Genomic DNA, 26,295 nt, shown 5'->3' with positions numbered 1-26,295 from the left:
ATTGCTTCTATATAAAGAAAGAAAAACTACCAGCGAAAACGCAGTTGCGGGATCGGGGCCGGCGCGGCGGCTGGCGCCGGGCTGCCGGCGGCTGGCTGAACGGGCGCTACCGGGGCCGGGACCTGACCCGCCGGCGCTTCCTGCAGCCTCGCCAGCGACAGTTGCGCACGCAGTTGATCGACGCTGCCGTTGACCCGATAGAGAATCCGGTCGCCCTCGACACTTTGCACACGCCCGCCAAACGGTTCCAGCAAACGCCCGAGAGACGCGTAGTGTTCAAGATTCATGCCTTGCACTTCCAGCAGTTGCTCGCTCGAAGCACCGGGTTTGGCGACAAACCGCGGCGCCAGGCGCTCGTTGACCGCCAGCATCACCGCATCGGCCACGGCGGCCTGATCGGCGCCTTGCACGCTGCCCGCCTCTTTTTTATCCCCCAGCCACAATTGCCACTTGGCTTGCCACTGCCCGCCCTCCTCCTTGGCGTGTACCGCGAGCAGGGCGTCGGCGTTGTAGCGTTCCGATGCCGCAAGCAAAGGCGCGGGATCTGCGCCTTCCAGATTCGGCGCAGTGGCGACGATCTGTTCGTTCAGGTCCGCCAACGGCAAGCGCAATGGCAAGCCACGGTGCTGGGCAGCCCGACGCAACGGCATCGCGCTGGCCTGGCCGTCGCCCACCAGGCTTGAACCCTCGGTGGAATCATTCAACCACCAGCCGAGGATCGACGGTCGATTGGCGCCCCACATGGCCAGGCCGGCACGACGCAAGGCCTGCTCGGTGGTGCCCGGGTCGAAATCGACCTTCAGGACTTCCGGCGGCCCGGCCTCAAAACCGTATTGGCTGATGATCTGTTGCGGGTCTTTGCGAATTGCCGCCAGCCCCGGGCTTTGCGCGGCCTTGGGGTCGCCGGTCAGGCGCAACACGAGCGTGTCCAACGCACGTTGGGTCGCCTGGTCGCGCTCCTCGGGCGACTGGCCATTCACCGGCTCGCGCACCAGGTAAAGGCCTTTGACGGTTTCGGCTTGACTGACCAGGCTGACCACTGACAAACAACTCACAAGCAAGAATTTACAAAAACGCATGGAAGATTCCTGATGACAAGAGCGGCTGGAACAGACCGCATGAAGACGATCGAGCAAGACTGTGACCGTTGCCCGACGCAAAACATTCACACGCTCCGGGTAAGTTTTCGCACTGTCATAACGATAGACGGTTAATCGCGATACCTTATACAGCCATGCAGGATGCCACCGACACCGCGCATCAACGGTTTTTTTTGACCGGATATGGCCCTGCTGTCGGCCTGAGGATGGCCGCTGCGCCTCAAGCCTGATAAAATCGCGCGCCTTCGCAGACCGGCAACAGCCGGGTAGTGTCCGAATAGCGCGCATGGTTCTCGCCTACGCAGTTTCGGCGCTCCCGACGGACTCGGTCGTTACCCAGAAATCCCCCCCTAAAGGCCTGGATCATGAGCAAGCAACCCTCCCTGAGCTACAAGGACGCCGGTGTAGACATCGACGCCGGTGAAGCATTGGTCGAACGCATCAAGAGCGTCGCCAAGCGCACTGCGCGCCCGGAAGTCATGGGCGGCCTGGGCGGTTTCGGCGCCCTCTGCGAAATCCCGGCCGGCTACAAGCAGCCTGTGCTGGTTTCCGGTACTGACGGCGTCGGCACCAAGCTGCGCCTGGCACTGAACCTGAACAAACACGACAGCATCGGTATCGATCTGGTTGCCATGTGCGTCAACGACCTGGTGGTGTGCGGCGCCGAGCCGCTGTTCTTCCTCGACTACTACGCCACCGGCAAACTGAACGTCGACACCGCCGCCCAGGTTGTGACTGGCATCGGCGCTGGCTGCGAACTGTCGGGCTGCTCGCTGGTTGGCGGCGAAACCGCTGAAATGCCGGGCATGTACGAAGGTGAAGACTACGACCTGGCCGGTTTCTGCGTCGGCGTCGTGGAAAAATCCGAAATTATCGACGGCTCCAAGGTCGCTGCCGGCGATGCCCTGCTCGCCCTGCCATCTTCCGGCCCGCACTCCAACGGCTACTCGCTGATCCGCAAGATCATCGAAGTGTCCGGTGCCGACATCGAGAACACCCAGCTCGACGGCAAGCCGCTGACCGACCTGCTGATGGCCCCGACCCGTATCTACGTGAAGCCACTGCTCAAGCTGATCAAGGAAACCGGCGCAGTCAAAGCCATGGCCCACATCACCGGTGGCGGCCTGCTGGACAACATCCCGCGCGTTCTGCCAAAAGGCGCTCAGGCCGTGGTTGACGTGGCCAGCTGGAACCGCCCTGCAGTGTTCGACTGGCTGCAAGAGAAAGGCAACGTTGACGAGAACGAAATGCACCGCGTGCTGAACTGCGGCGTGGGCATGGTCATCTGCGTCGCTCAGGAGCACGTGGAAACTGCCCTGAACGTTCTGCGCGAAGCGGGCGAACAGCCTTGGGTCATCGGCCAGATCTCCACCGCTGCCGAAGGCGCGGCTCAGGTTGAACTGAAGAACCTCAAGGCTCACTGATGCCTAAGACCTGTGATGTCGTGGTGCTGTTGTCCGGCACCGGCAGTAACTTGCAGGCCTTGATCGACAGCACGCGGACCGGCGACAGCCCGGCCCGCATCGCTGCGGTGATTTCCAACCGCGCCGACGCCTACGGCCTGCAGCGCGCCAGTGACGCGGGTATCGATACCCGCGCCCTGGATCACAAGGCTTTCGAAGGTCGCGAGGCCTTCGACGCCGCGCTGATCGAACTGATCGACGCCTTCAACCCCAAACTCGTGGTTCTGGCCGGATTCATGCGCATTCTCAGCGCTGGTTTCGTACGCCATTATCAGGGTCGCCTGCTCAATATCCATCCGTCGCTGCTACCCAAATACAAAGGGTTACACACTCATGAGCGCGCGCTGGAGGCCGGCGACACCGAGCACGGCTGCTCCGTGCACTTCGTCACCGAGGAACTCGATGGCGGACCACTGGTCGTACAGGCTGTAATACCGGTAGAGTTACAGGATTCGCCGCAGAGTCTGGCGCAGCGGGTCCATGTTCAGGAACACCTGATCTACCCGATGGCCGTACGCTGGTTCGCCGAAGGTCGTCTGGCCCTCGGCGAGCAAGGTGCTTTACTGGATGGACAGCTACTCGCGGCCAGCGGCCACTTGATTCGAAACTAGGAGATTTTATGCGTCGCGCCCTGCTCTTCGCTTGCGCTCTGCTCGCCTTGCCCTTGACCCAGGCGGCAGACCTTCAACCTTTCTCCGCCAGCTACACCGCCGACTGGAAACAGCTGCCCATGAGTGGCACTGCCGAGCGCAACCTCGAAAAAACCAGCGATGGCAAATGGAAACTGAGTTTCAAGGCATCGATGATGATCGCCAGCCTGTCCGAGGAAAGTACCCTCACCATGGACAAGGACACGCTTCTTCCAGAGTCGTATCACTTTGAACGTGGCGGCTTGGGCAAGGCCAAGAAAGCGGATCTGGATTTCGACTGGAACACCAAGATGGTCACCGGTACCGATCGCGGCGACGCGGTCAAGGTTCCGCTGAACCGCGGCATGCTCGACAAATCCAGCTACCAACTGGCTCTGCAGCACGACGTCGCCGCCGGCAAAAAAAGCATGAGTTATCAGGTGGTCGACGGCGGTGAAGTCGATACCTATGACTTCCGCGTGCTGGGCGCTGAAAAGGTCGACACCAAGGCCGGCAAGATCGATGCAATCAAGGTTGAACGTGTACGCGACCCGACACAAAACAAACGCATCACCGTGATGTGGTTCGCCAAGGATTGGGATTACCTGCTGGTCCGCCTGCAACAAGTCGAAACCGACGGCAAGGAATACAACATCATGCTCCTGGACGGTACGGTCAACGGCAAGCCGGTCAAAGGCAGCTGATCCGGATCGATACAAAAAGCCCCGCAGTCGCGGGGCTTTTTTGTGGGTTCTGAAAATTGGAACACCCGACAAGCGCGATGGCTCTATACCTTCAAGGTCTTTTTTGATCGAATGAGTTTTCCTATCGCCTGCGAGGTTTGCCATGACCGTTACCGTCAACACCGTCTCCGCCGAAGGTTTGCGCCACAGCGTCCAGATCGATGACCACGAACTCTTCGCCGACGCGCCCGTCACGGCTGGCGGAGAGGGCTCGGCTCCGGAACCGCACGATTATTTCGATGCCGCGCTGGGTGCCTGCAAAGCCCTCACCCTGAAGCTGTATGCCAGGAAGAAAGACATCCCGCTGACCGGTGTCGGCGTCGAGGTCAAGCGCGACAACAGCCTGGAACAGAAAGGCCAGTACGCGCTGCACGTCAAACTGACCCTCAAGGGCGTACTCACCGACGCCCAGCGCGATGAACTGCACCGCGTGGCCGATCGCTGCCCGATCCACAAGCTGATGACCACCTCTGAAGTCAGCATCGAAACGCACTTGTCCGAAGGCGCGTTCAGCCAATAGCGGCAAGGGCTGCCCAAGCGGGTTATGCTCGAACGCATTACCCGCTCAGCCTGGAACGCACCATGAACACTCCGCTAGTGATCCGCCCCCGCACCGAAGATGTCGAAGGCCAGCCGATTCTTCGCCCGCTGCCATCAGCCAAGTGCCGCAGCGTCGGGCCATTCGTGTTTTTCGATCACATGCTGGAAACCCGTTATCCACCGGGCAAAGGCATGAACATCCGCCAGCATCCGCACATTGGCCTGTCCACCCTCACCTACTTGTTCCAGGGGCAGATCCAGCACAAGGACAGTCTCGGTTCCGATCAAGTGGTCGGGACTGGCGACGTCAGCTGGATGACGGCCGGCAGTGCCATCGCCCACGTCGAACGCACCCCCGAGGCTCTGAAAGAAAGCGGTTTCACGATGCACGGCCTGCAGATCTGGCTGGCTTCACCCAAGGACAAAGAGCAAGGTCCGGGGCATTACAGCCACCATCCGGCGTCCACATTGCCGGTCAGCGAAAACCTGGGAGTGAAGATTCGCATGATTGCCGGGTCAGGCTTTTGCCTGGAATCGCCCGTGCCGGTGCTTTCTCCTACGCTGTATGCGGAACTGCACCTGCAAACGGCGACCACATTGCTGATTCCCACCGAGCATGAAGAACGCGCGCTGTATGTGTTGAGCGGTGAGGTGCAACTCGATGGCGAGTCGATAGAGCCGTACTCGCTGGTGGTACTGCCTGCGGGGGAGGAGATGACTCTGTTTGCTGAAAGCGACAGTCACGCCATGTTGTTCGGCGGTGCTCCGCTGGACGGGTCACGACGGATCAACTGGAATTTTGTCGCGAGCGATCCGGCGGCGATTGATGAAGCACGCCGGCGCTGGGCGGCCGGGGACTGGCCGACGGTGCCGGGGGAAGTTGAGAGGATCGAATTGCCCTGAGATTTTAGTTGCCTGTGGAACCGCCTTCGCGAGCAAGCCCGCTCCCACATTGGAACGCGGTTAAATGTGGGAGCGGCGGTGCGACGATTCGACTTGCTCGCGAAGGGGCCGGTTCAGGCTCTGACAAAGTCGGTGTCAGGCAACAGATCAGCCCTTGAACACTTCATCCAGCAGATTGTGCATCGACGTGAACGCCCGGGCAGCCACCTTGGCGTCATACATCATCATCCCCGGCACGTTGGCGTGCGGGTCGGTGAACGAGTGGAACGCACCGCCGTAGCTCAGCAACTGCCAATCCACACCCGCCGCGTTCATTTCATCTTCGAACGCCGGCAACTGCTCCTTCGGCACCAGCGGATCGGAGGCACCGTGCAGCACCAGGACCTTACCCTTGATGTTATTCGCATCAGCAGGGTTCGGCGTGTCCAGCGTGCCGTGGAACGACACCGCGGCCTTCACCGGCGCGCCGGTACGGGCGAATTCCAGGGCGCAGCAGCCGCCGAAGCAGAAACCGAAAGTGGCCAGTTTCGAAGTATCGACAGCCACCTCGCCCTGCCCCTGCAGCTGCTCGAACGCCACTTGCATGCGCTTGCGCAGCAATGGGCGGTCATTCTTCAACGGCATCATGGCCGCGCCGGCCTCGTCATTGTTCGTCGGACGAACCGATTGACCGTAAAGGTCAGCGATCAACACCACATAACCCTTGGATGCCACTGCTTTGGCGATCTCTTCGGCACCGGCGCTGACACCCATCCAGTTCGGCGCCATCAACAACCCCGGGCGCGGGCCTTTATGGTCGGCATCAAAGGCCAGACGGCTTTCGTAAGCCTGGCCGTCAATCTGATAGGCAACGGAACGTACAGTGATTTGGCTCATTTCTGACTCCTGATTATTGAACACCAGAATGAAAAAACCCGCCGAAGCGGGTTTTTCTGCAACACGGTCAGGCCGATAGTTCGACCAGCAGCTTGTTCAGACGGCGCACATAGGCCGCCGGGTCTTTCAAACTGTCGCCGGCCGCCAGGGCCGCCTGATCGAAGAGGATGTGCGCCAACTCACGGAAGCGCTCGTCGCTCTGCTCGTTGTCGAGCTTCTCGATCAGCGGGTGAGTCGGGTTGAATTCGAAGATCGGCTTCGAATCCGGAACCTTCTGACCGCTGGCTTCGAGGATCTGACGCATCTGCAAACCCAGGTCCTGCTCGCCGATGGCCAGAATCGCCGGGGAGTCGGTCAGACGATGGGAAACCCGAACGTCAGCAACGGATTCGCCCAGCGCAGCTTTCAGACGCTCGACCAGACCTTCTTTGGCCTTGGCGACTTCTTCCGCGGCCTTCTTGTCCTCTTCCGAGTCCAGGTTGCCCAGGTCCAGGTCACCGCGTGCCACGTCGACAAAGCTCTTGCTGTCGAAATCGCTGAGGTAGCTCATCAGCCACTCGTCGATGCGGTCGGTCAACAGCAGCACTTCGATGCCTTTCTTGCGGAAGACTTCCAGGTGCGGGCTGTTTTTGACCTGGGCGTAGGTTTCACCAGTCAGGTAGTAGATCTTGTCCTGACCTTCCTTGGCACGCGCCAGATACTCGGCCAGGCCAACAACCTGCTCGCCATCGTCGCCATGGGTCGATGCGAAACGCAGCAGGCCGGCGATTTTTTCCTTGTTGGCGAAATCTTCTGCCGGGCCTTCTTTCATGACCTGACCGAAGTTTTTCCAGAAGCCCTTGTATTGCTCAGGCTCGTTCTTCGCCAGTTTTTCCAGCATGTCCAGGACGCGCTTGGTCAGCGCCGACTTCATCGAGTCGATGATCGGGTCTTTCTGCAGGATTTCCCGCGACACGTTCAGCGACAGGTCGTTGGAGTCGACCACACCCTTGATGAAGCGCAGGTACAGTGGCAGGAAGGACTCGGCCTGATCCATGACGAACACGCGCTGCACGTACAGCTTCAGGCCTTTCGGCGCTTCACGCTGGTACAGGTCGAACGGCGCACGGGTCGGCACGTACAACAGCGAGCTGTATTCGAGCTTGCCTTCGACCTTGTTGTGGCTCCAGCTCAGCGGGTTTTCGAAATCGTGAGCGATGTGCTTGTAGAACTCCTGGTATTCCTCGTCCTTGATCTCGGTACGCGGACGGGTCCACAGGGCGCTGGCGCGGTTGACGGTTTCCCACTCAACGGCCGGCTGCTCTTCGCCTTCGGCAGCGGCCACTTCTTTCGGCAGCTCGATCGGCAAGGCGATGTGGTCGGAGTACTTCTTGATGATGTTGCGCAGGCGCCAGCCATCGGCGAACTCGTCTTCACCGGATTTCAGGTGCAGGACGATGCGAGTTCCGCGTTCGGCCTTGTCGATGGTCGCCACTTCGAAGTCACCTTCGCCCCTGGACGACCAGTGCACACCTTCGCTGGCAGCGCTGCCGGCACGACGGCTGTACACATCGACTTTGTCAGCAACGATGAATGCGGAGTAGAAACCGACACCGAACTGGCCGATCAGGTGCGAGTCTTTCTTCTGGTCGCCGCTCAGGTGCTTCATGAAATCGGCGGTGCCGGACTTGGCGATGGTACCCAGGTGGGTGATCGCGTCTTCGCGGCTCATGCCGATACCGTTGTCTTCGAGGGTGACGGTTTTAGCGTCCTTGTCGAAGCTCACACGGATTTTCAGTTCGGTGCCGCCTTCCAGCAACTCTGGCTTGGCCAGGGCTTCGAAACGTAATTTGTCGACAGCGTCAGAGGCGTTCGAGATCAATTCGCGAAGGAAAATTTCCTTGTTGGAATACAGCGAATGGATCATGAGATGCAGCAGTTGCTTCACCTCGGTCTGGAAGCCCAGGGTTTCCTTTTGAGTTTCCACACTCATGGTCATCAAACTCCAATCAGATGGCATAAGCCGCGACCATGAGGGTCGACGGCGGGTTGTCCTCAGAGTTTGGGGCTGAGTTCAGGATTTCAAGGGCTCTTCGAGTTTGAAATGTGCACGGGCCGTGGCAATGGGTTCGGCTTCGGTGCTTTGCCAGGCGGTAATCGCCACATTGGCGACCCGGCGTCCCTGGCGCCAGACCTGGCATCGGGCCCAGGTATCGCGAAATTGCCCGGCTCGCAGGTAATCCAGGGAGAAGTCGATGATCTTCGGTACCCCGGGCGATCCGGTAAACACCAACAGGTGCAGCGCCGCGGCCAATTCCATGAAACCGGCGATCACACCGCCATGAATCGCCGGCAACAAAGGGTTGCCAATGTTGTCCTTGTTCGCAGGCAGCTTGAACAGCAACTCATCCCCCACCCGCGAACATTCGACGCCGATCAGCCGAGCATAGGGAATCAAATCCAGCAGCGCGGCGTAATCGCCCTGCTCGTGGGCCTTTTGCAATTGATCCTTGATCGACTCGTTCATTGCGCACCTCCGGTAACCGCGCCACCAAAGCCCTTGGTGCCCTTGATGTGCTTGCCCATGCGCATGAAAGTGCCCATCACATGGGCAATGGGTTGCCCGGGGTCATCCTGATAGGCGAAGCCACGGGCAAAAATCACGTCGGTGGTGACCCGATAGCACTGGGCAAAGCCATAGACATCCTTATGCGGCTCGGCGGCGTGCATGTAGTCGATGCGCAGGTCGAGGGTCGGGCAGACTTCGAATTCCGGGAGCACGCAGAGGGTCGCCATGCCACAGGCGGTATCCATCAACGAGGTCAGCGCTCCGCCATGAATCACGCCGGTTTCGGGATTGCCGACGATCTGCGGGCTGTAAGGCAGTACAATCGTCAGCCCTTCGTTGCTGGCGCTGTGAACGCTTAGTCCAAGTACCTGGCAATGTCGCAGCGCTGACAAAAAGCGCTTCGCACGCTCAAAAACGGGGTTTTCAGCCATTTGATAAAGCCCTTGTTTATGTCCGTACAGTGCGGTGGCGGCCCGGATAAAAGTTCCGCGCTAGAGCAAACTTATATATCTGAAAGAATTATGGAACTTAACCCTGATGCGTGGGCTCTTAATGCCAGTAGATGCTTTTCATCAGGAGAAACACCCCATGCGTAAGACTTTAGCTATTGCCTTGATGTTGACCGCTTCCCTCGGTCTCGCGGCCTGCGATAAAAAATCCGAGGACAAAGCTCAAGATGCTGCCAAACATGCTGAGCAAGCTCAGCAAGACATGAGCAAAGCTCAGGATAAAGTGAACGACGCTGCGAAAGAAAACGCCGAAGCCGCCAAAGATCAGGCTGAATCGAACGCTGAAGCGGCAAAAGAGGCTGCTCCGGCTGCTCCAGCCACTCCAGCCGCTCCGGAAGCACCTAAGAACTAATACGGTTTTTAGCGTGGCAAAAGAAAACCCGCCAAGTGCGGGTTTTCTTTTGCCTTGAAAAAAAGTGGTTAGAGCAAAAACGTTCGAAAAGTCGGACTAATCATCAACAACAGCGAACAGATTAATCCCAGTAGCCAAACCAGACTGCGCTGCCAGGCCAGGTCCTTCCAGTAACACACCAGATAAATAACCCGCGTGATCACGAAGATGATCGCCAGACAGTCGATCAGCCAGCCCGCCGTCTGCGTGGTATGCGCCATCAACACACCCACCGCAAACAACATGAAGGCTTCGAAACTGTTCTGATGCGCTGCCACCGCCCGGGCACCCAGCCCCGTGAGTTGCATCTGCTGTTGGCGCGGCAGGTGGTTATCGTAACCACCCTGCTCTTTCATGGCCCTGGTCACGGGCATTCGCGCCAGATAAATCAACACTGCACTGATAAACACGCACCAGAATGGAATACTCATCAAGCAGCCTCTTTGATTACCTCCGGCAACGGCGCCTCTGTAGGGGTATAGACCATCACGTCGAGTACGTCGGAATGAAACTCGCGGTGGTACAACACGAATACGACGCCGGCACTCATCAACATGAACAGCCACGGGCTGACGAACCAGGCCAGCATGGTCATGCCGAAGTAGTAGGAACGCAATCCGAAGTTGAACTGGTTGGCGGCCATGGAGATGACGCGGGCGGCGCGGGAAGCGAATGCCTTGCGTTCCTGCTCCGACACATGGCGCTCGCCGACCATCGGCGCCGAACCCACCAGTACCGCGGCAAAGTTGTACTGGCGCATGCACCAACTGAAGGTGAAGAACGCATAGACAAACACCAGCGCCAGGCACAGCAACTTGATTTCCGACATGCCCTGAGACGCCTGTTGCACCATCGGGATATCCGCCAGCAACGATACCGCCCGTTCCGAAGCCCCCAATACCGTGAGAATACCGGCCAGGATAATCAACGTACTGGAGGCAAAGAACGAAGCATTGCGTTCCAGATTGCCGATCACGCTGGCATCGGCGATTCGGTTGTCGCGCAGCAGCATGCGGCGCATCCAGTCTTCTCGATACAGGTGCAGCACACTGGCCAGGCACGCGGTGTCACGGCCTTTCCATGTGGCATAGCGGGTGTACCCGCCCCAGCAGATAACGAACCAGACGGCGGCAAGAAGGTGGATCAGGTTGGCTTGGATGAACGACATGCAGGTCCTTGTGAAGTAAATGCGGATTACACAGACCCTGTGGGAGCGAGTTCCCACAAAGGGTGTTGCAGTGCTTCGACGTTAGCTCAACGGAAAAGACACCGCATCCCTCACAAAAAAAATGCCCCGTATCGATTGATACGGGGCATTTCTGTTTTTGCTCAAGACCCGCTTGTGGCGGGTCGTGAAGCGACTTAAGCCAAGGCTTCGGCGCGCTTGCCCAGCAGGCGATCGCAGACCACCGCGACCACCAGTGTCATCACCGACGGCACCAGCCAGGCCAGGCCCTGCTCGCTCAGCGGCAGGTGGGCCATTTGCGTCGGCATCCAGTCCGCCAGGCCTGCACCCTTGAGGGCATCGATCAGGCCAAAGATGAACGACACCAGCATCACCGGGCCGAGGATACGACCCTGCTCATGCCAGAAGTCCTTGCAGAAGCTCAACGCCACCAGAACGATGCACGGCGGGTAGATCGCGGTCAGCACCGGGATCGAGAACGCAATCAGCTTGGTCAGGCCCAGGTTGGACACCAGCAGCGAGAACGCGGCGAGGATGATCACCAGCGTCTTGTAGGACAGTGGCACCACACGGCTGAAGTACTCGGCGCAAGCACAGGTCAGGCCGACCGCGGTCACCAGGCACGCCAGGGAGATCAGCACGGCCAGGAAGCCGCTGCCCAGCGAACCGAAGGTGTGCTGCACGTAAGCATGCAATACCGCCGCGCCATTGGTAGCGCCAGCGGCCACTTCATGGCTGCCCGAACCGAGACGGAACAGACTGACATACACCAGTGCCAGGCCCACGCCGGCGATCAAACCGGCGATGATCGCATAACGGGTGATCAGTGCTGGCGACTCGACGCCGCGGGAACGGATGGCGTTGACGATGACGATGCCGAACACCAGCGCGCCCAGGGTATCCATGGTCAGGTAACCATTGATGAAGCCTTGGGAGAACGGCGCCGCCACGTATTCAGGCGTGGCCTGGCCAATGTCACCGGCCGGCAAGGCGAAAGCTGCAATGCCCAGCACGGCCAGGGCGATGATCTTCAGCGGCGCGAGGAAGCGCCCTACGGTATCGAGCAAACGGCCCGGATACAGCGAGATGAAGAACACCAGCAGGAAGTACACCGAGCTGTACAGGAACAGCGCCAGCGGGCTCTCGCCGGTCAGCGGCGCCAGGCCCACTTCGAAGGATACCGTCGCGGTGCGTGGCGTCGCGAACAGCGGGCCAACAGCGAGGTAACAAGCCGCTGCCAGCAGGCCACCGGCGACTTTACCGATCGGGCTGCTCAAGGCATCCATTGCACCGCCGACCTTGGCCAGCGCCACAACGGTGATCACCGGCAGACCGACCGCCGTGACCAGGAAACCCAGCGCCGCCATCCAGACATTGGGCCCGGACTGCAAACCGACGATAGGCGGGAAGATGATGTTGCCAGCCCCGACGAACAGGGCAAACGTCATAAAACCAAGTGCCAGGATGTCCTGGCCTTTCAACACTTTCATTAAGGAAATACCACACTACTGAATCGGAATTTAGAGAGGGATTTCCCTATGGGTGAGGGAAATGCTGTCAGTCCGTATAAGACCGACCCTTTTAGCGCGTTGCCGCCTTGTGGGCCGCAGACGCAAAAATGGCGCGTAGCCTAACGAATTTGGACCAGAAACGCACTGTTAGAGGGCGAACATTCCGATCTACGACATTTTCGTGTCGCGTTTATGCATGTAAATGGTTGGTGTCTGTAAGTCCGTCATCGCGAGCAAGCTCGCTCCCACATTGGAATGCGTCCACCTGTGGGAGCGGGCTTGCCCGCGAAGAGGCCAGCACAGCCAACACAAATGCCGGAAACGACAAAGGCCACCCGAAGGTGGCCTTTGTCAGCAGAGTTGCAAGCTAAGCGCGAGGCTTACTTGACAGCCCAACCGGTCAGCTCGGCCAGGGCCTTGCCGATGTCTGCCAGCGAACGCACGGTTTTAACGCCTGCGTCTTGCAGAGCAGCGAATTTCTCGTCTGCAGTGCCTTTGCCGCCAGAGATGATTGCGCCAGCATGGCCCATGCGCTTGCCCGGAGGAGCAGTCACACCAGCGATGTAGGAAACAACCGGCTTGGTCACGTGTGCCTTGATGTAGGCAGCAGCTTCTTCTTCAGCCGAACCGCCGATCTCACCGATCATTACGATCGCTTCGGTCTTCGGGTCTTCCTGGAACAGCTTCAGGATGTCGATGAAGTTCGAACCCGGGATCGGGTCACCACCGATGCCGACGCAAGTCGACTGACCGAAACCGGCGTCAGTAGTCTGCTTCACAGCTTCGTAGGTCAGGGTGCCGGAACGGGAAACGATACCGACCTTGCCTGGCAAGTGAATGTGACCTGGCATGATGCCGATCTTGCATTCGCCTGGGGTGATCACGCCTGGGCAGTTAGGGCCGATCAGGACTACGCCCAGCTCGTCGCACTTAACTTTGGCGTCCAGCATGTCCAGGGTAGGAATGCCTTCGGTGATGCACACGATCAGCTTGATGCCGCCGAAGGCAGCTTCCAGGATCGAGTCCTTGCAGAAAGGAGCCGGAACGTAGATCACGCTGGCGGTGGCGCCAGTGGCAGCTACAGCGTCTTTCACGGTGTTGAACACTGGCAGGCCCAGGTGCTCGGTGCCGCCTTTGCCTGGAGTTACACCACCAACCATCTTGGTGCCGTACTCGATGGCTTGCTGGGTGTGGAAACTACCTTGCGAACCGGTAATACCCTGGCAGATAACTTTGGTGTCTTTATTGATCAGGACGCTCATTATTTGCCCTCCGCAGCTTTGACAACTTGTTGAGCAGCGTCGGTCAGGCTGGTAGCAGCGATGATGTTCAAACCGCTTTCTGCCAGTACTTTAGCGCCCAGCTCAGCGTTGTTGCCTTCAAGGCGAACAACAACCGGGATTTTCACGCCGACTTCTTTCACAGCGCCGATGATGCCTTCGGCAATCATGTCGCAACGAACGATGCCGCCGAAGATGTTGACCAGTACTGCAGCGACGTTAGTGTCGGACAGGATGATCTTGAACGCTTCGGTAACGCGTTCCTTGGTAGCACCGCCGCCCACGTCGAGGAAGTTGGCTGGCTTGCCGCCATGCAGGTTGACGATGTCCATGGTACCCATGGCCAGGCCAGCACCGTTGACCATGCAACCGATGTTGCCTTCCAGCGCTACGTAGTTCAGTTCGAACTTGGCAGCGTGCGCTTCGCGCGGATCGTCCTGCGACGGATCGTGGAAAGTCTTCAGCTTAGGCTGACGGTACATGGCGTTGGCGTCGATGTTGATCTTGGCGTCCAGGCAATGCAGATCGCCGTCAGCCTTGATCACCAGCGGGTTCACTTCCAGCAGGGCCAGGTCGTGATCCTTGAACAGTTTGGCCAGACCTACGAAGATCTTGGCGAACTGGGCAACTTGCTTGCCTTCCAGACCCAGCTGGAATGCCAGCTCGCGACCCTGGAATGGCTGAGCGCCAACCAGTGGATCGATAGTGGCTTTCAGAATTTTTTCTGGAGTGTCGTGAGCGATTTTCTCGATGTCCACGCCACCTTCGGTGGAAGCCATGAACACGATGCGACGGCTCGAACGGTCAACGACAGCGCCCAGGTACAGCTCTTTAGCGATATCAGTGCACGATTCAACCAGGATCTTGGTGACTGGCTGGCCATTGGCGTCAGTCTGGTAAGTCACCAGACGCTTGCCCAGCCACTGCTGTGCGAAGGCTTTGGCGTCTTCTTTGCTGCGAACCAGCTTTACGCCGCCCGCTTTACCGCGACCACCGGCGTGGACCTGGGCTTTGACAACCCACTCGCTGCCGCCGATTTTGTCGCAAGCTTCTGCTGCTGCTTCCGGGGTGTCTACTGCATAACCAGTGGAAACTGGCAGGCCGTATTCAGCGAACAGCTGCTTACCCTGATACTCGTGAAGATTCATGCTTTTTACCGTCTTCGTTAGGTACTGCGCATTCGGTGCTGCACTCATTCAAGTGCCGCACCACCTGTGACTGCTGCTTGCATAGCCTTTCCGGGTACCCGGTGCAGCTATGCAAGACTGCGTCCAGCGGATATTCCGCGGTGAGTCTTGCATGCAAGGCTCACGACGGGCCAAACCGCCGTGGTTTCTTATTATGTCTTAACGCTTCTTGCGGTTGGCGATGTGAATAGCGCCGCCATTCACTGCCAAAGCAGCTTCGTGCAAGGCTTCAGACAGGGTCGGATGGGAGAAAACCATCATGCCCAGGTCTTCAGCGCTGGTGCCGAATTCCATACCGATCGCGCCCTGCTGAACCAGTTCTGCAGCGCTTGGGCCAATCACGTGGACGCCCAGTACGCGGTCTGTCTTGGCATCTGCGATGACCTTGACGAAACCACCGGTGTCGTTGGCAGCCATGGCACGGCCGGAGGCTGCGAACGGGAAGGTGCCGACGTTAACTTCAACGCCTTCAGCTTTCAAGGCCTGCTCGGTTTTACCGACCCACGCGATTTCCGGGTGAGTATAAATAACCGAAGGGATCAGGTCATAGTTCATCTGGGCCTTGTGGCCCTTGATGCGCTCGACAACCATGATGCCCTCTTCCGAGGCCTTGTGCGCCAGCATCATGCCGCGAACCACGTCGCCGATGGCGTAGACGCCCGGTACGGTGGTGGCGCAGTGGTCGTCAACGTGCACGAAACCGCGCTCGTCCAGGGTCACGCCGCAGTCGGCTGCCAGCAGATCAGTGGTCACCGGACGGCGACCAACGGCTACGATCAGCTTGTCGAAAGTGATGTTCTGTTCGCCCTTGGCATCGGTGTAGTTCACCACGACTTCGTCGCCGTTCACTTTGGAACCGGTTACGCGAGCGCCCAGCTTGATGTCCAGACCCTGCTTGGTCAGGGTTTTCAGCGCTTCCTTGGAAACAGCGGTGTCCGCTGCCATCAGGAAGGTGTCCAGGGCTTCCAGGACAGTCACTTCCGCGCCCAGACGCGACCAGACCGAACCCAGTTCCAGACCGATCACGCCAGCGCCGATCACGCCCAGACGCTTAGGCACGGACTGGAATTCCAGGGCGCCAGTCGAATCGACGATCACATTCTGGTCAACCGGAGCTGGCGGAATGTCGATCGGACGCGAACCTGGAGCCAGGATGACGTTTTCGGCTTCGATGATTTCTACCGAGCCATCAGGCTTGGTGACTTCGACTTTCTTGCCGGCCAGCAGCTTGCCGTGACCCTGGATAGAGGTCACACCGTTGGCTTTGAACAGGGTCGCAACGCCGGAGGTCAGGCCTTTGACGATGTTGGCCTTGCGGCCAACCATCGCTGGCACGTCCATGGTCACGCCAGCGTGATTGATACCGTGGATCGCGAAACCGTCCTGGGCTTCGTGGAATTTCCACGAGCTGTCCAGCAGGGCCTTGGATGGAATGCAGCCGACGTTCAGGCAAGTACCGCCCAGAGCCAGTTTGCCTTCCTTGTCGGTGTACTTCTCGATGCAGGCAGTGCTGAGGCCCAGCTGAGCGGCCTTGATGGCAGCCACGTAACCGCCAGGGCCCGCGCCGATCACTACTACGTCAAATTTCTGCGACATTCAAAAAATCCTCTTTAGCGAAAAGCTTCAAGCCGCGAGCGGCAAGCCAGGCTGCGGGTTTTCCGACAGTACGGGCTTGCAGCTCATGGCTGCTTCTATCAGATATCCAGCAACAGACGAGCCGGATCTTCCAGCAGGTTCTTGATGGTCACCAGGAAGGTCACAGCTTCTTTGCCATCGATCAGACGGTGATCGTAGGACAGTGCCAGGTACATCATCGGACGGATAACGACCTGACCGTTGATGGCCATCGGACGCTGGATAATGTTGTGCATGCCCAGGATGGCGGCTTGTGGCGGGTTGACGATCGGGGTCGACATCATCGAACCGAAAGTACCACCGTTGGTGATGGTGAAAGTACCACCGGTCATTTCGTCCATCGACAGTTTGCCGTCGCGGGCTTTCTTGCCGAAGGTGGCGATGCCGCCTTCGATTTCAGCCAGGCTCATCAGTTCGGCGTTACGCAGAACCGGTACAACCAGGCCGCGATCGCTGGAAACTGCAACGCCGACGTCAGCGTAGCCGTGGTAAACGATGTCGCCACCGTCGATCGAGGCGTTGACAGCCGGGAAGCGTTTCAGCGCTTCGGTGGCCGCTTTCACGAAGAACGACATGAAGCCCAGGCGCACGCCGTTGTGGGACTTCTCGAACAGGTCCTTGTACTTCGAACGCAGTGCCATGACTTCAGTCATGTCGACTTCGTTGAAAGTGGTCAGCATCGCCATGTTCGATTGAGCTTCAACCAGACGCTTGGCCACGGTGGCACGAACGCGGGTCATCGGTACGCGCTTCTCGATGCGATCGCCAGCGGCAAACACAGGAGCAGCGGCAGCCGGAGCAGCAGCCTTGGCAGGTGCGGCAGCAGGAGCAGCTTTCTTGGCTTCGACAGCGGCAACCACGTCTTCCTTGGTTACACGACCATCTTTGCCGGTGCCTTTGACGGAAGCCAGGTTGATGCCGTTTTCTTCGGCCAGCTTGCGAGCAGCTGGAGCTGCGATAGCGTCTTCGTCAGCGCCGGCAGCTGGAGCAGCGGCAGCAGCGGCCGGAGCAGCAGCGGCAGCCGGAGCGGCAGCAGCAGCGCCGCCTTCAACGATGGAGCCCAGGACTTCGTCGGACAGAACGGTTTCGCCTTCGTTCTTGACGATAGCGCCCAGCACGCCGTCAGCGGTAGCCAGCACTTCCAGCACGACTTTGTCGGTTTCGATGTCGACAATCAGTTCGTCGCGCTTGACCGCGTCGCCCGGTTGCTTGTGCCAGGTGGCAACGGTGCCATCGGCAACCGATTCCGGGAAAGTGGGGGCTTTGATCTCGATAGCCATTGTCTGTGGTTCCTTAAATTCGGTTTCAGGTGCGCGAAGGCGTTAAACAGTAAAGGCGTCTTGCAGCAGTTTTTCCTGCTGTTCGGCGTGCATCGATGCGTAACCGCATGCTGGTGCAGCAGAAGCCTCGCGGCCCGCGTACTCGAGTACGAGAGACTTGTTGAGGTTGCTGATACTGCGACGCATGTGGTGTTGGCTGCAGTACCACGCACCCTGGTTCATCGGCTCTTCCTGACACCAGACGGCAGCTTTGACGTTGGTGTAAGGCGCCAGGACTTCTTTCAAGTCGTCCTCAGGGAATGGGTACAGCTGCTCGATACGCACGACAGCGATGTCGTCACGACCTTCGGCACGGCGTTTTTCCAGCAGGTCGTAGTAGACCTTGCCGCTACACAGAACAACGCGCTCGACCTTTTTCGGGTCTTGGGCATCGATTTCCGGGATGACGGTCTGGAACGAACCTTCGGCCAGATCCTCCAGCGTCGAGATGGCCAGCTTGTGGCGCAACAGCGACTTCGGAGTCAGAACGATCAAAGGCTTGCGCAGCGGGCGAATCACCTGGCGACGCAGCAAATGATAGATCTGTGCCGGCGTAGTCGGCACGGCTACCTGAATGTTGTGCTCGGCGCACAGCTGCAGGTAACGTTCCAGACGCGCCGAGGAGTGCTCCGGCCCCTGACCTTCGTAACCGTGCGGCAGCAACATGGTCAGACCGCACAGACGGCCCCACTTGTGCTCGCCACTGGTGATGAACTGGTCGATAACTACCTGGGCACCGTTGGCGAAGTCGCCGAACTGGGCTTCCCAGATCACCAGCGCATCAGGCGTGGTGGTCGAGTAACCATATTCGAACGCCAGTACGGCCTCTTCGGACAGGAACGAATCGTACAGGTCGAAACGTGGCTGGCCGTCGTACAGGTTCTGCAACGGGATGTAGGTGCCCGCGTCTTTCTGGTTGTGCAGGACAGCATGACGGTGCGAGAACGTACCGCGACCGATGTCCTGGCCAGTCATGCGAATCGGGTGACCTTCGAACGCCAGGGTCGCGTACGCCATGGTTTCGGCGTAACCCCAGTTGATCGGCAGGCCGCCGGCTTGCATCTTCTGGCGGTCTTCGTAGATCTTGGCAACCTGGCGCTGGACCACGAAGCCTTCCGGGATTTCCAGCAGCTTGGCGGACAGTTCCTGCAAGGTCTTGAGGTCGAAGCGAGTGTCGTGACGCGCGGTCCAGGCGTGGCCCAGATACGGACGCCAGTCCACGAACAGCTCTTTGTTCGGCTCTTTGACCAGGCTTTTCACTACGTGCAGACCGTTGTCCAGCGCATTGCGGTATTCGTCGACTTTCGCCTGAACACGCTCTGCGTCGAGCACACCGCCCTGGGTCAGACGATCGGCATACAGCTCACGGGTGGTGCGCTGCTTGGTGATCTGCTGATACATGATCGGCTGGGTGCCGCTTGGCTCGTCGGCCTCGTTGTGGCCGCGACGACGGTAGCAGACCAGGTCGATCACCACGTCACGCTTGAACTGCATGCGGTAGTCGATGGCCAGCTGGGTCACGAACAATACGGCTTCCGGATCATCACCATTCACATGGAGGATCGGCGCCTGGATCATTTTCGCAACGTCGGTCGCGTACTCGGTGGAACGCGAGTCCAGCGGGTTGCTGATGGTGAAACCGACCTGGTTGTTGATCACGATGTGCACGGTACCGCCGGTCTTGAAACCGCGGGTCTGCGACATCTGGAAGGTTTCCATGACCACGCCCTGACCTGCGAAAGCAGCGTCACCGTGGATGGAGATCGGCAGAACCTTCTCACCGGTCGGGTCGTTACGACGATCCTGACGGGCGCGAACCGAACCCTCGACCACCGGGGAAACAATTTCCAGGTGGGACGGGTTGAACGCCATGGCCAGGTGAACTTCACCGCCGGAGGTCATTACGTTGGACGAGAAGCCCTGGTGGTATTTCACGTCACCGGAACCCAGCTCGACCTTCTTCTTGCCTTCGAACTCGTCGAACAGCTCACGCGGGTTCTTGCCGAAGGTGTTGACCAGCACGTTCAGACGGCCACGGTGGGCCATGCCGATGACGATTTCCTTGGTGCCGTAGGAACCGGAACGCTGGATCAGCTCGTCGAGCATCGGAATCAGGCTTTCGCCGCCTTCCAGACCGAAACGCTTGGTACCCGGGTATTTGGTGCCCAGGTATTTTTCCAGGCCTTCACCGGCGGTCACGCGCTCAAGCAGGTGGCTCTTGATGTCGGCGGAGTACGTCGGACGACCGCGCACGCTTTCCAGACGCTGCTGGAACCACTGGCGCTGCTCGGAATCGGTGATGTGCGTGAACTCAGCGCCGATGGTGCGGCAATATGTCTGCTGCAACGCTTCGTGAATTTCGCGTAGGCTCGCTTCCTCTTTGCCGATGAACAGGTCGCCGGCACGGAAGGTCGTATCAAGATCGGCATTGGTCAAGCCGTAATGATTGATCGACAGGTCTGCAGGTGCAGGACGCTGCCACAGTCCCAGCGGGTCAAGCTGGGCTGCCTGGTGGCCACGCATACGGTAGGCCTGGATCAATCGCAGCACTTCAACTTGCTTCTTCTCGTGCTCACTGCTCACGCTGCCGGCGGAAACCGGTTGGGCGCGGCGCTGGTTCTTTGCCAGCAAGACGAAATGATCGCGAATTGTGGAGTGCGAAACATCGGTGGCAGAGTTGCCGTCAGCAGGCAACTTCTGGAAGTAGGTGCGCCAATCTTCTGGCACAGCGTTAGGGTCGTGCAGGTAGAGCTCGTAAAGCTCTTCCACATAGGCAGCGTTACTACCGGATAGGTAGGCACTGTTCCACATGCGCTGCATCACGCTTTCTTGCATGCTTGGTCACCCTCGGTTAGGGGAACACCATCGGTGTCGACACCGAGCAAACTTGCAGAAGTCCGAATGCAGCGACCAAAACAAGCCACTAGGATCACACTGATAGTCCGGGTACCAGCCCGGATGCCCCTGCTTGTCTCATTTCTTCAAAATAAGAGCCGCAGCCTTTTAGGCTGCTGCTCAGGTTAAAACTACGGCGCCGGTTGAAGCCTGCGCCGCAGCATCTACGGGTACAACGGGTACAGCAGCTGAATCACACGCCGCTTGAGAGCAACATGTTACGGATGTGACCGATGGCCTTAGTCGGGTTCAGGCCTTTCGGACATACGTTGACGCAGTTCATGATCCCGCGGCAGCGGAATACGCTGAACGGGTCATCCAGCGAAGCCAGACGCTCGGACGTCTTGGTATCACGGCTGTCTGCCAGGAAGCGGTACGCTTGCAGCAGGGCAGCCGGACCCAGGAACTTGTCCGGGTTCCACCAGAAGGACGGGCAGGAAGTCGAGCAGCAAGCGCACAGGATGCACTCGTACAGACCGTCCAGCTTTTCACGCTCTTCAGGGGACTGCAGACGCTCGATGGCCGGAGCCGGCGTGTCGTTCTGCAGGTATGGCTTAACCTTTTCGTATTGCTTGTAGAAGATGCTCATATCGACGACCAGGTCACGGATAACCGGCAAACCTGGCAGAGGACGAACGATCAACTTGTTACCTTTTACGACAGCGGACAGCGGCGTGACGCATGCCAGGCCGTTTTTGCCGTTGATGTTCATGCCGTCGGAACCGCAAACACCTTCACGGCAAGAGCGACGATAGGAGAAACCCTCGTCCTGCTCTTTGATCAGGGCCAGCACGTCCAGCACCATCAGGTCTTTACCACCGGTATCAACCTGGAATTCCTGCATGAACGGCGCGGCGTCCTGATCAGGGTTGTAACGATAAACGCTGACTTGCAACATGGCGGCCACCCTTAATAAGTCCGAATCTTAGGTTCAAAAGTCGGAACAGTCTTCGGCGAGAAGTTCACGGCACGCTTGGTCACGCGCTTGTCACCCGGGAAGTACAGGGTGTGGCACAGCCAGTTTTCGTCGTCACGATCTTCGAAGTCTTCACGGGCGTGAGCACCACGGGACTCCTTACGTACTTCTGCGGCGATGGCGGTGGCTTCGGCCACTTCCAGCAGGTTCTGCAGCTCCAGAGCTTCGATACGTGCAGTGTTGAACGCCTGCGACTTATCGTTGATCTTCACGTTGGCGATGCGCTTGCGCAGGTCAGCCAGCTGGGCAATACCCTTCTGCATGTATTCGCCGGTACGGAATACACCGAAGTAGTTCTGCATGCAGTTCTGCAGCTCGCGACGCAGGGTAGCCACGTCTTCGCCTTCGGTACGGCTGTTCAGAGCGTTCAGGCGCGACAGGGCAGCTTCGATATCGGCTTCGGTAGCGTCGTCGTATTCGATGCCGTCGGTCAGTGCTTTTTCCAGGTGCAGGCCGGCAGCGCGACCGAATACCACCAGGTCGAGCAGCGAGTTGCCGCCCAGACGGTTGGCACCGTGAACCGATACGCAAGCCACTTCACCCACTGCGAACAGGCCAGGGATGATTTCGTCGACGCCTTCGCCGTTCTGGGTGATCGCCTGGCCATGAATGTTGGTGGCAACGCCGCCCATCATATAGTGGCAGGTCGGAACAACCGGAACCGGAGCAACAACCGGGTCAACGTGGGCAAAAGTCTTCGACAGTTCACAGATACCTGGCAGACGACTGTGCAGCACTTCCTCGCCCAGGTGGTCGAGCTTGAGCATCACGTGGTCGCCATTCGGACCGCAACCATTGCCGGCGATGATCTCTTTAACCATCGAACGGGCAACCACGTCACGACCGGCAAGGTCTTTGGCGTTCGGAGCATAACGCTCCATGAAACGCTCGCCGTGCTTGTTGATCAGGTATCCACCTTCACCACGGCAACCTTCGGTAACCAGTACACCGGCGCCGGCGATGCCGGTCGGGTGGAACTGCCACATTTCGATGTCTTGTACCGGTACACCGGCACGCAGCGCCATGCCAACGCCGTCACCGGTGTTGATCAGGGCGTTGGTGGTCGAAGCGTAGATACGACCTGCACCGCCGGTAGCCAGTACGGTGGCCTTGGCACGGATGTAGGTGGTTTCGCCGGTTTCGATGCAGATGGCAATCACGCCGACGAACTCGCCTTCGCCGTTCTTCACCAGATCGACAGCGTAGTACTCGTTCAGGAACACGGTACCGGCTTTCAGGTTGCCCTGATAAAGGGTGTGCAGCAGTGCGTGACCGGTACGGTCGGACGCAGCGCAAGTACGCGCAGCCTGGCCGCCTTTACCGTAGTCCTTGGACTGACCGCCGAATGGGCGCTGGTAGATACGACCTTGCTCGGTACGCGAGAACGGCATACCCATGTGGTCCAGCTCGTAAACGGCAGCCGGGCCTTCCTGACACATGTACTCGATAGCGTCCTGGTCACCGATGTAGTCGGAACCCTTGACGGTATCGTACATGTGCCAGCGCCAGTCATCGTTCGGGTCAGCGGACGCGATGGCGCAGGTGATGCCGCCCTGGGCGGATACAGTGTGCGAACGGGTCGGGAAAACCTTGGTGATCACGGCAGTCTTGTGACCGCCCTGTGCCAGTTGCAGCGCTGCGCGCATGCCGGCACCGCCACCACCAATAATGATGGCGTCGAAAGAAATCGTTGGAATGTTAGCCATGACTCAGATACCCCAGAGAATCTGCACGCCCCAGACGAAGTAAGCGAACATCGCAACGCCGCAGACTGCCTGGAAAAGGAAACGTATAGCCGTCGCGGACTTGCCGAACGCCATTGGCGTCAGGTAGTCGGTCGCGATGGTCCACATGCCGACCCAGGCGTGAGCGCCGAGGGCAACGAGGGCCAGGAGGCTGAAGATACGCATTCCGTTGTGGGCGAACAGTTCATGCCACTGGGCGTAATCGAGGCCAGGGTTGGCCACGATGTATCCGATCAGGAAGATGAAGTAAGCCGCGAGAACGACCGCAGACACACGTTGCGCCATCCAGTCATAGAGGCCCGAACGCGACAGGTTCGTGACGTTAGTTACCATATCCAAACTCCTGCCAGAACGATTACCACCACGGAAACGGCGATAACGATTTTCGAGCCCAGCTTGCCGCCTTCCAGCGTCTCACCGATGCCCATGTCCATGATCAAATGGCGCACACCGGCTACCAGGTGATAAAGCAGAGCGGACAGGATGCCCCATGTCACTAGCTTGGCTAGCGGACTGGTCAGACACGCTTTCACCTGACCGAAGCCTTCCTCGGAACTCAGCGACTTGTCCAATGCGTAAAGCATGATGGCAAGGCACACGAAGAGGATGACACCGGAAATTCGGTGAAGGATGGACGTGTAAGCAGTGACTGGGAGTTTGATGGTCCTTAGGTCTAGGTTTACAGGTCGTTGGCTTTTCACGGCTTTTTTTTCACACTGAAGAGCCCCTAACAATCAGGGCAAAGTTGTTGGGGAGTGCACTGGTCAGGTAACCACCACCCAGGGATGCGACCCCCAATGAAAGCAAGCCCAAAAGCCCTTGGCGGTCGGTGGCCGAGTATAGACAGTTAGGCTACTAATGACAACGCAAACACCTAACCCAAACAGCTGATTGCGCAACCGGCATAAAAGGCGTAAATGGCAGCCAATTTCGAGAAAAAAGTCCGGTTAAAGCCTTCTGGAGCAAGACTTTAGGCAAATTGACATTCGAATTTATCTCACTATAGTGGTGCGGGCCCTGCGTGGGGGGTCTGTCTGATGATTTCAAGCATAAATAGGAGGCCACATGGCTGACAAAAAAGCGCAGTTGATCATCGAGGGCGCAGCCCCCGTCGAGCTGCCCATTTTAACCGGCACCGTTGGTCCCGATGTTATCGATGTTCGGGGCCTGACGGCCACGGGCCGTTTCACCTTTGACCCAGGCTTCATGTCGACCGCCTCGTGCGAGTCGAAGATCACCTATATCGACGGCGACAACGGCATTCTGCTGCACCGCGGCTACCCGATCGAACAGCTGGCTGAAAAGTCGGACTACCTGGAAACCTGCTATCTGCTGCTCAACGGCGAACTGCCGACCGCAGAACAGAAGGCCCAGTTCGTCAGCACCGTGAAGAACCACACCATGGTTCACGAGCAGCTGAAGACCTTCTTCAACGGCTTCCGTCGCGACGCCCACCCAATGGCCGTCATGTGCGGCGTAGTCGGCGCCCTCTCGGCGTTCTACCACGACTCCCTGGACATCAATAACCCGCAGCATCGCGAAATCTCCGCGATCCGCCTGGTTGCCAAGATGCCGACCCTGGCAGCGATGGTTTACAAGTACTCCATGGGCCAACCCATGATGTACCCGCGCAACGACCTGTCGTACGCGGAAAACTTCCTGCACATGATGTTCAACACCCCGTGCGAGATCAAACCGATCAGCCCGGTACTCGCCAAGGCCATGGACCGGATCTTCATCCTCCACGCCGACCACGAGCAGAACGCATCGACTTCCACCGTGCGCCTGGCCGGCTCTTCGGGTGCCAACCCGTTCGCCTGTATCGCCGCCGGTATCGCCGCACTGTGGGGCCCTGCCCATGGCGGTGCGAACGAAGCCGTTCTGACCATGCTCGATGAAATTGGCGATGTCTCGAACATCGACAAGTACATCGCCAAGGCCAAGGACAAGAACGATCCGTTCAAACTGATGGGCTTCGGTCACCGCGTTTACAAAAACCGCGACCCGCGCGCCACGGTAATGAAGCAGACCTGCGACGAAGTGTTGAAGGAACTGGGCATCCAGAACGATCCGCAACTCGAACTGGCCATGCGCCTGGAAGAGATCGCCCTGACCGACCCGTACTTCATCGAGCGCTCGCTGTACCCGAACGTCGACTTCTACTCGGGGATCATCCTCAAGGCGATCGGCATTCCAACCAGCATGTTCACCGTGATCTTCGCCCTGGCGCGGACCGTCGGCTGGATCTCCCACTGGAAGGAAATGCTCTCCAGCCCGTACAAGATCGGCCGTCCGCGCCAGTTGTACACCGGCTACGAGTCGCGTGATATCACCAAGCTGGAAGACCGCAAGTAAGATTCATGCTGTAGCGTGTTGAGTTGTACCGGAGACGGCCTCTATTTATATAGGGGCCGTTTTTGTTTGCCTCTTTTAATTGTGTACATTTCCGTTATTTAGGTAGCGGCGACTTACGGTTCCGCTTTTACAGCGGGTTACTTTGGAAAAGCCCCAAAGTAACCAAAGGGCTCTTGCCCCTTACGTTCGGTGCCTCGCCAAGGCTCGGCATTCCCTCGCTCCGGTCCTGCTCCGTGGGCCCGCCGCCATCGGCCATCCATGGCCGGCGGCGGCTAACCCGGCATCCATGCCGGGTTGCCCACTGCGCAGAACCTCCACTCGGCCTCTCGAGGGGGCAAGAAGATCAAAAGCAAAAGCAAAAGCAAAAGCAAAAGCGGCGTACACCCTCTGCGCTTCACCACTCAACAGGCCGAGCGTTAGCTCGCCTGCAGCTCTTGATCTTGATCCACCCGCCCCCTCGGAAGGCTGAGTGGAGGTGTTTATCCGGGGATTGGCGCGCAGCGC

General features: G+C 58.7%; 24 protein-coding genes. 7 read left to right on the top strand and 17 right to left on the bottom strand.

All coding sequences use genetic code 11. From position 1 onward, the window contains the following. Positions 1-26: 26 nt before the first annotated feature. On the bottom strand, positions 27-1,079 hold the full coding sequence (locus tag ASD95_RS11205) for a DUF2066 domain-containing protein (protein WP_056721705.1): 1,053 nt from the start codon (positions 1,077-1,079) through the stop codon (positions 27-29). Between the two features lie 386 nt (positions 1,080-1,465). On the opposite strand from ASD95_RS11205, the gene purM reads away from it, so the two are divergent. From purM to ASD95_RS11180, 5 genes are all read left to right on the top strand, one after another. Then, positions 1,466-2,524 carry a phosphoribosylformylglycinamidine cyclo-ligase gene (gene purM, locus ASD95_RS11200; RefSeq protein ID WP_007984558.1) on the top strand — a complete coding sequence of 353 codons (1,059 nt, stop codon included), beginning with the start codon at positions 1,466-1,468 and terminating at the stop codon, positions 2,522-2,524. Beyond that, positions 2,524-3,174 carry a phosphoribosylglycinamide formyltransferase gene (purN, locus tag ASD95_RS11195; protein ID WP_056721703.1) on the top strand — a complete coding sequence of 217 codons (651 nt, stop codon included), beginning with the start codon at positions 2,524-2,526 and terminating at the stop codon, positions 3,172-3,174. The genes purM and purN overlap by 1 nt, the downstream gene beginning before the upstream one ends. 8 nt (positions 3,175-3,182) lie before the next feature. Next, entirely contained in the window at positions 3,183-3,896 is a 714-nt protein-coding gene (locus tag ASD95_RS11190; protein ID WP_056721701.1) for a DUF3108 domain-containing protein, read from the top strand. Positions 3,897-4,038: 142 nt separating this feature from the next. Then, positions 4,039-4,455, top strand: coding sequence for an OsmC family protein (locus ASD95_RS11185; protein WP_046037641.1), 417 nt, complete (start codon positions 4,039-4,041; stop codon positions 4,453-4,455). Between the two features lie 62 nt (positions 4,456-4,517). Beyond that, positions 4,518-5,378, top strand: coding sequence for a pirin family protein (locus ASD95_RS11180; protein ID WP_056721699.1), 861 nt, complete (start codon positions 4,518-4,520; stop codon positions 5,376-5,378). 147 nt (positions 5,379-5,525) lie between these two features. Here ASD95_RS11180 and ASD95_RS11175 read toward each other — a convergent pair whose 3' ends face one another. From ASD95_RS11175 to ASD95_RS11160, 4 genes are all read right to left on the bottom strand, one after another. Continuing rightward, positions 5,526-6,254 carry a dienelactone hydrolase family protein gene (locus ASD95_RS11175; protein ID WP_056721697.1) on the bottom strand — a complete coding sequence of 243 codons (729 nt, stop codon included), beginning with the start codon at positions 6,252-6,254 and terminating at the stop codon, positions 5,526-5,528. 67 nt (positions 6,255-6,321) lie between these two features. Continuing rightward, positions 6,322-8,226 (bottom strand): molecular chaperone HtpG, encoded by a 1,905-nt coding sequence (htpG, locus tag ASD95_RS11170; protein WP_056722293.1) that lies wholly within the window; start codon positions 8,224-8,226, stop codon positions 6,322-6,324. 81 nt (positions 8,227-8,307) lie between these two features. Beyond that, positions 8,308-8,760 (bottom strand): PaaI family thioesterase, encoded by a 453-nt coding sequence (locus ASD95_RS11165; RefSeq protein WP_056721694.1) that lies wholly within the window; start codon positions 8,758-8,760, stop codon positions 8,308-8,310. Beyond that, positions 8,757-9,233 (bottom strand): PaaI family thioesterase, encoded by a 477-nt coding sequence (locus tag ASD95_RS11160; protein ID WP_056721692.1) that lies wholly within the window; start codon positions 9,231-9,233, stop codon positions 8,757-8,759. Before ASD95_RS11160 ends, ASD95_RS11165 begins: the two co-directional genes overlap by 4 nt. A gap of 157 nt (positions 9,234-9,390) precedes the next feature. Here ASD95_RS11160 and ASD95_RS11155 point away from each other — a divergent pair, with 157 nt between their 5' ends. Then, positions 9,391-9,663 carry a hypothetical protein gene (locus tag ASD95_RS11155; RefSeq protein WP_056722291.1) on the top strand — a complete coding sequence of 91 codons (273 nt, stop codon included), beginning with the start codon at positions 9,391-9,393 and terminating at the stop codon, positions 9,661-9,663. A gap of 68 nt (positions 9,664-9,731) precedes the next feature. Here the strand turns inward: ASD95_RS11155 and ASD95_RS11150 are convergent, their stop codons facing one another. From ASD95_RS11150 to sdhC, 12 genes are all read right to left on the bottom strand, one after another. Next, positions 9,732-10,133: an MAPEG family protein gene (locus ASD95_RS11150; RefSeq protein WP_056721690.1), complete on the bottom strand. Its 402-nt coding sequence runs from the start codon at positions 10,131-10,133 to the stop codon at positions 9,732-9,734. Beyond that, complete coding sequence (locus tag ASD95_RS11145; protein ID WP_056721688.1) at positions 10,133-10,870, bottom strand: DUF599 domain-containing protein; 738 nt, start codon at positions 10,868-10,870, stop codon at positions 10,133-10,135. The genes ASD95_RS11150 and ASD95_RS11145 overlap by 1 nt, the downstream gene beginning before the upstream one ends. A 194-nt stretch (positions 10,871-11,064) precedes the next feature. After that, positions 11,065-12,378 carry a branched-chain amino acid transport system II carrier protein gene (gene brnQ, locus ASD95_RS11140; RefSeq protein ID WP_056721686.1) on the bottom strand — a complete coding sequence of 438 codons (1,314 nt, stop codon included), beginning with the start codon at positions 12,376-12,378 and terminating at the stop codon, positions 11,065-11,067. Positions 12,379-12,779: 401 nt separating this feature from the next. Next, entirely contained in the window at positions 12,780-13,661 is an 882-nt protein-coding gene (gene sucD, locus ASD95_RS11135) for a succinate--CoA ligase subunit alpha (RefSeq protein WP_007919877.1), read from the bottom strand. Next, positions 13,661-14,827, bottom strand: coding sequence for an ADP-forming succinate--CoA ligase subunit beta (sucC, locus tag ASD95_RS11130; RefSeq protein WP_007919879.1), 1,167 nt, complete (start codon positions 14,825-14,827; stop codon positions 13,661-13,663). The genes sucD and sucC overlap by 1 nt, the downstream gene beginning before the upstream one ends. Positions 14,828-15,025: 198 nt before the next feature. Further along, entirely contained in the window at positions 15,026-16,462 is a 1,437-nt protein-coding gene (gene lpdA, locus ASD95_RS11125) for a dihydrolipoyl dehydrogenase (RefSeq protein WP_007998079.1), read from the bottom strand. 98 nt (positions 16,463-16,560) lie between these two features. Next, positions 16,561-17,781 (bottom strand): 2-oxoglutarate dehydrogenase complex dihydrolipoyllysine-residue succinyltransferase, encoded by a 1,221-nt coding sequence (gene odhB / locus ASD95_RS11120; RefSeq protein ID WP_056721685.1) that lies wholly within the window; start codon positions 17,779-17,781, stop codon positions 16,561-16,563. Between the two features lie 42 nt (positions 17,782-17,823). Then, entirely contained in the window at positions 17,824-20,655 is a 2,832-nt protein-coding gene (locus ASD95_RS11115; RefSeq protein ID WP_056721683.1) for a 2-oxoglutarate dehydrogenase E1 component, read from the bottom strand. A 253-nt stretch (positions 20,656-20,908) separates the two neighbouring features. Continuing rightward, positions 20,909-21,613: a succinate dehydrogenase iron-sulfur subunit gene (locus tag ASD95_RS11110; RefSeq protein ID WP_008063297.1), complete on the bottom strand. Its 705-nt coding sequence runs from the start codon at positions 21,611-21,613 to the stop codon at positions 20,909-20,911. Positions 21,614-21,624: 11 nt separating this feature from the next. After that, positions 21,625-23,397: a succinate dehydrogenase flavoprotein subunit gene (gene sdhA, locus ASD95_RS11105; RefSeq protein ID WP_056721681.1), complete on the bottom strand. Its 1,773-nt coding sequence runs from the start codon at positions 23,395-23,397 to the stop codon at positions 21,625-21,627. 3 nt (positions 23,398-23,400) lie between these two features. Continuing rightward, positions 23,401-23,769, bottom strand: a complete 369-nt coding sequence (sdhD, locus tag ASD95_RS11100; RefSeq protein ID WP_056721678.1) for a succinate dehydrogenase, hydrophobic membrane anchor protein — start codon at positions 23,767-23,769, stop codon at positions 23,401-23,403. Then, complete coding sequence (gene sdhC, locus ASD95_RS11095; RefSeq protein ID WP_032829628.1) at positions 23,763-24,137, bottom strand: succinate dehydrogenase, cytochrome b556 subunit; 375 nt, start codon at positions 24,135-24,137, stop codon at positions 23,763-23,765. Before sdhC ends, sdhD begins: the two co-directional genes overlap by 7 nt. Positions 24,138-24,501: 364 nt before the next feature. Here sdhC and gltA point away from each other — a divergent pair, with 364 nt between their 5' ends. After that, on the top strand, positions 24,502-25,791 hold the full coding sequence (gltA, locus tag ASD95_RS11090) for a citrate synthase (protein WP_056721677.1): 1,290 nt from the start codon (positions 24,502-24,504) through the stop codon (positions 25,789-25,791). The last annotated feature ends 504 nt before the right edge of the window (positions 25,792-26,295 follow it).

Source organism: Pseudomonas sp. Root71 (genome assembly GCF_001429045.1).
Classification (GTDB): Bacteria; Pseudomonadota; Gammaproteobacteria; order Pseudomonadales; family Pseudomonadaceae; genus Aquipseudomonas; species Aquipseudomonas monachiensis.
This window is presented reverse-complemented; position numbering and strand designations above follow the sequence as displayed.